Consider the following 6,749-nt stretch of genomic DNA (forward strand, 5'->3'; position numbering starts at 1 on the left):
AGACGCGTTCTGAGAAGCGCCGGTCCCCCGTCTGTATTGTCTTATTCCGGGTATTTCATTGGTAACCGTCTTGAAATACCCGGATTAAACCACGCCCTGATCGATCATGGCGTCCACAACCTTGATGAAACCGGCAATGTTGGCGCCGGCCACGTAGTTGCCGGGCATGCCGTACTGCTCGGCTGCGGACAGGCACGTGTTGTGGATGTTCTGCATGATGCCTTTGAGGCGTGCGTCCACTTCCTCGCGGCCCCAGGAGAGGCGCATGCTGTTCTGGCTCATCTCCAGGCCGGAGGTGGCCACACCGCCTGCGTTAGCTGCCTTGGCAGGGGCAAAGAGGATCCCGTTCTCCTTGAAGTGGTGTGCCGCCTCAAGGGTACAGGGCATGTTGGCCACCTCAACAACGGCCTTGCAGCCGTTGGCAACGAGGGTCTTGGCGTCATCAAGCTGGAGCTCGTTTTCAAGGGCGGTGGGCATGGCCACGTCGCAGGGGACTTCCCAGGGCCTTTTGCCGGGCACCCACTCACAGCCGTACTTGTCGGCGTAATCCTTGGCGGGGCGACGGTAAATGGTCCAGAGGTCGGCCATGTACTTCAGCTTCTCACCCTTGATGCCGTCGGGATCGTGAACGTAACCGTACTCGTCGCCGATGGTGACCACCTTGCCGCCGAGTTCGTTGATTTTTTCAATGACATAGGTGCCGGCGTTGCCGTAACCGGAAATGGCCACGGTCTTGCCTTCAATGCTCTCACCGCGGGTCTTGAGCATCTCGTCCAGGAAGTAGACGGCGCCGTACCCTGTGGCTTCGGGGCGAACCAGGCTGCCGCCCCAGTTGAGGCCCTTGCCGGTGAGAACCCCGGTGAACTCGTTGGTGAGTTTTTTGTACATACCGAACAGGTAGCCGATCTCACGGGCCCCTACCCCCACATCGCCGGCAGGTACGTCGGTGTTGGGACCGATGTGGCGGAAGAGTTCCGCCATAAAGCTCTGGCAAAAGCGCATGACTTCGTTGTCGGACTTGCCTTTGGGGTCGAAGTCGGAACCTGCTTTGCCGCCTCCCATGGGAAGGGTTGTCAGAGCGTTCTTAAAGACCTGCTCAAAGGCGAGGAATTTGAGAATACTGAGGTTCACCGAGGGGTGAAAACGACATCCGCCCTTGTAGGGGCCGATGGCACTGTTCATCTGAACGCGAAAGGCTCGGTTCACCTGAATCTTGCCTTCATCGTCGAGCCAGGGGACTCGAAACATAATGACACGCTCCGGCTCCACAAGTCTCTCCAGGACATTGTGCTGTCGGTACTGAGGGTTCTGCTCAAGAACGGGCATTACGGACTCCACCACTTCGGTAACGGCCTGGTGGAATTCCGGCTGATGAGGGTCTCTGTTTTTTACGATTTCTAAAATCTCTGACATGTCGCTTATCCCGATCAGTACAGTACCAGCGCATCACCGATGATGCGTGATCTTCTGTATCTGATATATCAGATACCAAAAGAGAGCGTCAAGAACTAAAACAGCGTTCCGTTGCATTTTAAAATCAGTCAAAGCCCCGCGATTGGCAAAGGCTGTGTTCACCCTGCCCTGAACACACAAACCAGAGGCCTGTGACCCATTGAATATGTTGATCAAACGGACTGATGACACCTTGCGCAACGCCCCCGTGCCCCTCATCTCCAGCCCCCAAACCGGCAACACGATTCCATGCCGGAAGACCCCGCTTCAATACTTCAGAGGACATCAGGGAAGCCGGGTACCGTGGGATCCATAACCACCTTATATATAAAGATGCCGGAACGACAGATGGAACCTTCACTGCGCTATCAGAAGGGAAAACAGGCCGAATCGTCACGTGGGGGGAGCCATGGAAGAAAAAAACAGCGGGGAAACCTACAAGAGATGGACAAAACAAAAATCAGGACATAACCACCTAAAAAAGCATGACATTACATACCACGAGAACGGTACATCGTCAAGATTCATGGTGGTCTTACAGCCAAGAACGGAAAGAACCGGCAACATTGAGAGAAAACCGTCTTTTCCCCAAAATATGAAAGAGGCGGTTTTTGAAAACGAAGCCAGGGGATCTACCGGGCAAGGAAAACATCACGCGATCCTATAGCCCGTGCATCCCTCAAAAATCAGTGGTGAGCGACCTCTTCGGCAGCATGGCTGTCGTCGTGGCCGTCATGGGCTTCTTCTTCGGGCTCAGCAGGGGCCTCGGCATCGACCTCTGCCTCCTGTGCGGCATCCGCCTCTGCATGAACGGCCTCGTCTGCCTCTGCAGCTTCAGCAACAGCTTCGGTGGCCTGCGGGGCCTCGGCAGCCACAACCCAGTTGCCACCTTTTTTCTCGAGGAAAATCTGCTCTTTGTAAGAGATACTGCCTTCAATGGATACCGTGGCCGTGTCATCACCGGTATCCACGACGTCATACTTGAGCTCGGTCAAATTGGCTTCGGCACCGGCAAACCGTTTTTCCATGTACTTCTTCCCGACATCTTCGGGGGTCACCTTTTCGCTCCCGCATCCCGCCATCAACAGAACACCGGCGGAGCAGAACAGAACCAGAAGCTTCTTCATTGTCGTCTCCTCTGTTTTCATGCATGATTTATATAACACTGTTCATGAGCCACTCAGGCTCGATTGTCCGACATCAACCCCTCAAACTACAGCTTCCCCGAGAAACAGGCCCAATAAGTATCAGATGCCAACACATTCTGGGCCCCAAAAAGTAAAGTGATGATTCCTCACCTTACTTCTATATCCGCCGAAGAAACCCTATTATGATGCGTCTCCACTCTTCTTCGTAACAATCGATGTAAGACACAAACAGATCGATTCAGTAATTCCCACAGACATCTCTTGCACGCTGCGCCGTATCGTGTACCAGTGACTGCACGGTTTCCGAAGCGATGGTTGCAGGACCTGAACCGCATGGCATCACGCGGCCCTCGGTTCCATCATTCCAACACGGATTACCGTTACCGGCGATTCAACTGAAACACGATGCGCCACGCAGCCCCACCCCACCCGCTTCGTGAACTGTGGAGCATGGATCCTGAACCACTTGCCGTGGCTCGTGACATCGACTTTCGGAGAGCCTGACCACGCTGACAAACACGAATCTTGAATCGGTGGCACCAAAAACAACACGAGATGGCAACATCAAATCTGTCCATTTCAGTCTATGGGGCGTCTTTCGGTGGGCACGAGACACTCGACGAGACACCGATAGACGTCGTGGGCTGTAGGGTGCGGCTCCCGCACCATTTGGCGTGGCGCGGGGCATCGGCTTTCGGGAGGTCTGACCACACTCAGCAAACACGGATCTTGAATCTGGGGCATTAAAGACAAAACGAGATGACGACATAAAATTGGTCGATTTAGAGCTATAGGGCTCCTGTCGGTACGCACACCGGCACCCAACGAGACACCGATCAGCGTCGCGGGCTGTAGGGTGCGGCTCCCGCACCGCTTGGCGTGGGTCATCAGCCTTCGGGATTTCCAACCACGCTCGGCAAACACGGATCTTGAGTCCGTGCCACCAAAAATAAAACGACATGGCGACATAAAATCGGTCGATTTAGAGCTATAGGCCGCATATCGGTGTACACGGCGCCCCACGAGACACCAATCGGCATCTTGGGCTGTAGGGTGCGGCTCCCGCACCATTTGGCGTGACGAGGGACATCGGCTTTCGGGGTATCCGACCACGATAGGCAAACACGGATCTTGAATCGGTGACGGCAAAAAACACGAGATGGCGACATAAAATCGGTCGATTTCGGGCTATGGAGCGCCTGTCGACGGCATGGCGCATCCTACGAGACACCGATCGGGATCGTGGGTTGTAGGGTGCGGTCCCCGCACCATTTGGCGTGACGCGCAGATTCGGCTTTCGGGGTGTCCGACCACGATAGGCAAACACAGATCTTGAATCGGTGACACCAAAAAAGCACGAGATGGCGCATAAAATCGGTCGATTTCGGCTACGGCTCTTTACCCGTCGGCGCACGGCGCACCCTACCAGTCCTCAACCTTCTTCGCAAACCATCTGGTAGGGCTTCCCGTACCGTCTCAAACTGACCCGCCAACGCAGTTTCATCTACAGAATGTCATGGGCCTTAAAAAAAGAATCCGGCAGCGTCCTACTCTCCCACACAGCTACCCGTGCAGTACCATCGGCGCAAAAGAGCTTAACTTCCGTGTTCGGGATGGGAACGGGTGTGGCCTCTTTGCAATCACCACCGGAAAATCGTATAAGCGATTTTTCCGATCATCAATCAGGATATGGACTCAATAAAGCACTCAGCATCTATGTAGTAAGATTGTGGCTAAGCCTCACGACCAATTAGTACCGGTAAGCTGAACACATTGCTGTGCTTACACACCCGGCCTATCAACCTTGTCGTCTACAAGGGGTCTTCAGCTGACGAATGTCAGAGGGATATCTAATCTTGAAGTGGGTTTCCCGCTTAGATGCTTTCAGCGGTTATCCTTTCCGAACTTAGCTACCCTGCTATGCCGCTGGCGCGACAACAGGAACACCAGTGGTTCGTCCATTCCGGTCCTCTCGTACTAGGAACAGATCTCCTCAAATATCCTACGCCCACGAAAGATAGGGACCAAACTGTCTCACGACGTTTTAAACCCAGCTCACGTACCACTTTAATTGGCGAACAGCCAAACCCTTGGGACCTGCTCCAGCCCCAGGATGTGATGAGCCGACATCGAGGTGCCAAACCGCCCCGTCGATGTGAACTCTTGGGGGCGATAAGCCTGTTATCCCCGGCGTACCTTTTATCCGTTGAGCGACGGCCCTTCCATACAGAACCGCCGGATCACTAAGACCTACTTTCGTACCTGCTCGAAATGTCTCTCTCGCAGTCAAGCTCCCTTATGCCTTTGCACTCGAAGGATGGTTTCCAATCATCCTGAGGGAACCTTCGCGCGCCTCCGTTACTCTTTGGGAGGCGACCGCCCCAGTCAAACTACCCACCAGACACTGTTCCCCAACCGGATTACGATATGGGGTTAGAACTCTAAAACAACAAGGGTGGTATTTCAAGGGTGACTCCACAAACACTGGCGTGCCTGCTTCAAAGTCTCCCACCTATCCTACACATGCTGCTCCAAAATCCAATGTCAAGCTGTAGTAAAGGTGCCGGGGTCTTTCCGTCTTTTCGCGGGTAGACGGCATCTTCACCGCCAATACAATTTCGCTGAGTCCCTGGTTGAGACAGTGCGGAAGTCGTTACGCCATTCGTGCAGGTCGGAACTTACCCGACAAGGAATTTCGCTACCTTAGGACCGTTATAGTTACGGCCGCCGTTTACCGGGGCTTCGGTTCAAAGCTTCGTCCGAAGACTAACAAATCCCCTTAACCTTCCGGCACCGGGCAGGCGTCAGACCCTATACATCGTCTTGCGACTTAGCAGAGTCCTATGTTTTTAGTAAACAGTCGCTACCGCCATTTCTCTGCGGCCTCTGTCTGCTCAGGACGCGAAGTCCGTCACATATATGAGGCACACCTTCTCCCTAAGTTACGGTGTGATTTTGCCGAGTTCCTTAACCAGGGTTCTCTCAAGCGCCTTGGGATTCTCTCCCTGCCTACCTGTGTCGGTTTGCGGTACGATCACCTTGCAATCTCGATAGAAGATTTTCTTGGCAGTATGGGATCAATCACTTTATGGACTTACGTCCTCGTCATCACGTCTCGGCTTTAAGGGAAAAACGGATTTACCTGTCTTTCCAGCCTACCTGCTTGAACCGGGATATCCAACACCCGGATGACCTACCCTTCTGCGTCCCTCCGTCTCTCAAACGATTGCACGGTGGTACAGGAATATTAACCTGTTTTCCATCACCTACGCCTTTCGGCCTCGGCTTAGGGATCGACTAACCCTGAGAAGATTAGCTTTACTCAGGAAACCTTAGGCTTTCGGCGAGCGGGTTTTTCACCCGCTTTATCGCTACTCATGTCAGCATGGGCTCTTCTGATCGGTCCAGCCGTCCTTTCGGTCGACCTTCAACCCTACAGAATGCTCTCCTACCGTTGGTATAAATACCAACCCGCAGCTTCGGTACCATACTTAGCCCCGTTACATCTTCGGCGCGGACTCACTCGACCAGTGAGCTGTTACGCTTTCTTTGAAGGATGGCTGCTTCTAAGCCAACCTCCTGGTTGTCTAAGCATTTCCACTTCCTTTACCACTTAGTATGGATTTAGGGACCTTAGCTGGCGATCTGGGTTGTTTCCCTCTCGACCGCGGAACTTAGCTCCCGCAGTCTGACTCCTGCGATAGATGTCAACGGTATTCGGAGTTTGATTAGGTTTGGTAATCTGGTGAGACCCCTAGCCCATTCAGTGCTCTACCCCCGTCGCATAATAACGCAAGGCTATACCTAAATATATTTCGGAGAGAACCAGCTATTTCCAAGTTTGTTTGGCCTTTCACCCCTATCCACAGCTCATCCGAGCACTTTTCAACGTGCGGCGGTTCGGGCCTCCACGTGATTTTACTCACGCTTCACCCTGGCCATGGATAGATCACTTGGTTTCGGGTCTAATCCACGCAACTCATTTCGCCCTGTTCAGACTCGCTTTCGCTACGGCTACACCTATCGGCTTAACCTTGCTACGTAGATTAACTCGCTGACTCATTATGCAAAAGGCACGCGGTCACACGGTCCGAAGACATCGTGCTCCCACTGCTTGTAAGCAAACGGTTTCAGGTACTATTTCACTCC

The 6,749-nt window shown here is 53.5% G+C and carries 3 protein-coding genes and 2 rRNA genes (1 of these 5 only partly in view); 1 reads left to right on the forward strand and 4 read right to left on the reverse strand.

Going from position 1 to position 6,749, the window contains the following annotated elements:
- Window positions 1–84: 84 nt before the first annotated feature.
- Window positions 85–1,413 carry an NADP-specific glutamate dehydrogenase gene (gdhA, locus tag ACOYW1_RS15315; protein ID WP_482415795.1) on the reverse strand — a complete coding sequence of 443 codons (1,329 nt, stop codon included), beginning with the start codon at window positions 1,411–1,413 and terminating at the stop codon, window positions 85–87.
- A 448-nt stretch (window positions 1,414–1,861) separates the two neighbouring features.
- Here gdhA and ACOYW1_RS15320 point away from each other — a divergent pair, with 448 nt between their 5' ends.
- Complete coding sequence (locus ACOYW1_RS15320) at window positions 1,862–2,119, forward strand: hypothetical protein (protein ID WP_482423477.1); 258 nt, start codon at window positions 1,862–1,864, stop codon at window positions 2,117–2,119.
- Between the two features lie 19 nt (window positions 2,120–2,138).
- Here the strand turns inward: ACOYW1_RS15320 and ACOYW1_RS15325 are convergent, their stop codons facing one another.
- The 3 genes from ACOYW1_RS15325 to ACOYW1_RS15335 all read right to left on the reverse strand — a co-directional run.
- The gene (locus tag ACOYW1_RS15325; RefSeq protein WP_482423478.1) at window positions 2,139–2,579 is read right to left on the reverse strand and encodes a hypothetical protein; all 441 of its coding nucleotides are present in this window, start codon (window positions 2,577–2,579) and stop codon (window positions 2,139–2,141) included.
- A gap of 1,555 nt (window positions 2,580–4,134) precedes the next feature.
- A 5S ribosomal RNA gene (rrf, locus tag ACOYW1_RS15330) occupies window positions 4,135–4,251 on the reverse strand.
- Window positions 4,252–4,329: 78 nt separating this feature from the next.
- A 23S ribosomal RNA gene (locus tag ACOYW1_RS15335) occupies window positions 4,330–6,749 on the reverse strand; it runs 581 nt beyond the window's last position.

The organism is Desulfoluna sp. CYM3A (genome assembly GCF_056829965.1).